General features: G+C 68.1%; 1 protein-coding gene. It reads left to right on the plus strand.

The features are described from left to right. On the plus strand, positions 1 to 1,742 hold a 1,742-nt coding region (gene infB, locus WB508_RS07440; RefSeq protein WP_423844253.1), incomplete at both ends, for a translation initiation factor IF-2.

Below are 1,742 nucleotides of genomic sequence, written 5' to 3' on the forward strand. Positions count from 1 at the left end.
CCCCGGCGGCGGCGGTGCTCCCGGCGGTGGTGGTGCTCCCGGTCGCCCCGGCGGCGGCGGATTCTCCGGACCCCCGCGGTCTGGCGGCCCCGGTCGCAACCAGCGCGGCGGCACACAGGGTGCGTTCGGTCGCGCCGGTGGCCCGGTGCGTCGTGGTCGCAAGAGCAAGCGCGCGAAGCGTCAAGAGTTCGACCAGATGCAGGCGCCCACCATCGGTGGCGTGCGGCTGCGCAAGGGCGACGGTCAGACCGTGCGTCTGGCTCGCGGCGCGACGCTGACTGACTTCGCGGACAAGATCAATTCCGACGCGGCATCGCTCGTGGCGATGTTGTTCGCGCTCGGTGAAGTGGTCACGGCGACCCAGTCGGTCAACGACGAGACACTGCAGCTGATCGGTGAAGAGCTCAACTACGACGTCCAGGTCGTCTCCCCAGAGGACGAGGACCGAGAGCTGCTCGAGTCCTTCTCGCTGGAGTTCGGCGAGGACGATGGCGGCGAAGCCGAACTCGTGGCCCGCCCGCCGGTCGTCACGGTCATGGGTCATGTCGACCACGGCAAGACCAAGCTCCTCGACGCGCTGCGCAGCAGCAACGTGGTGGACAAGGAGGCCGGTGGCATCACGCAGTCCATCGGCGCCTACCAGGTGTCCACCGAGGTCGACGGCACCGAGCGACGCATCACCCTGATCGACACACCCGGTCACGAGGCGTTCACCGCCATGCGTGCTCGCGGTGCGCAGGCCACGGACATCGCCGTCCTGGTCGTCGCAGCCGATGATGGCGTCATGCCTCAGACGGTCGAGGCGTTCAACCACGCCAAGGCCGCTGGTGTGCCGATCGTGGTTGCGGTCAACAAGGTCGACAAGCCCGACGCCGATCCCAGCAAGACGCGCGGCCAGCTGGCCGAATATGGCTTGGTTCCCGAGGAGTACGGCGGCGACACGATGTTCGTCGACGTCTCCGCCAAGGCCGGCACGGGCATGGAAGCCCTGCTCGAAGCAGTCGTCCTGACCGCCGATGCGGCCCTGGACCTGCGGGCCAACCCGGACCAGAACGCCGAAGGCCTCTCCATCGAGGCGCACCTGGACCGCGGTCGCGGCCCGGTGGCCACGGTGCTCGTCCAGCGCGGCACGCTGCGCGTCGGTGACACGATCGTGGCGGGCTCGGCCTTCGGCCGCGTGCGAGCCATGCTCGATGAGCACGGCAAGAACGTCGAGGAAGCTCCGCCGTCGCGTCCTGTGCTGGTGCTCGGACTCACCTCCGTGCCTGGTGCCGGTGACAACTTCATGGTCGTCGACGACGACCGCGTCGCGCGTCAGGTGGCTGAGAAGCGCGAGGCACGCGAGCGCAACGCGGCCCTGGCCAAGCGCACGGGTCGCCGCACCCTCGAGGACTTCATGTCGTCGTTGGAGAAGGGCGAGACCGACGAGCTGCTGCTCATCCTCAAGGGTGACGGTGCCGGCGCGGTCGAGGCTCTGGAGGACGCACTGTCCAACATCGAGGTCAGCGAGGAAGTTGCTCTGCGGGTCATCGACCGTGGTGTCGGTGCCATCACCGAGACCGACGTCAACCTGGCCGCCGCGTCAGATGCCGTCATCATCGGCTTCAACGTCCGGCCGCAGGGCAAGGCCACCGAGCTCGCCGACCGCGAGGGTGTCGAGATCAAGTACTACTCGGTCATCTACCAGGCGATCGACGAGATCGAGGCGTCGCTCAAGGGCATGCTCAAGCCGGAGTTCGAGG

Source organism: Aeromicrobium sp. (assembly GCF_049586495.1).
Taxonomy (GTDB): Bacteria; Actinomycetota; Actinomycetes; order Propionibacteriales; family Nocardioidaceae; genus Aeromicrobium.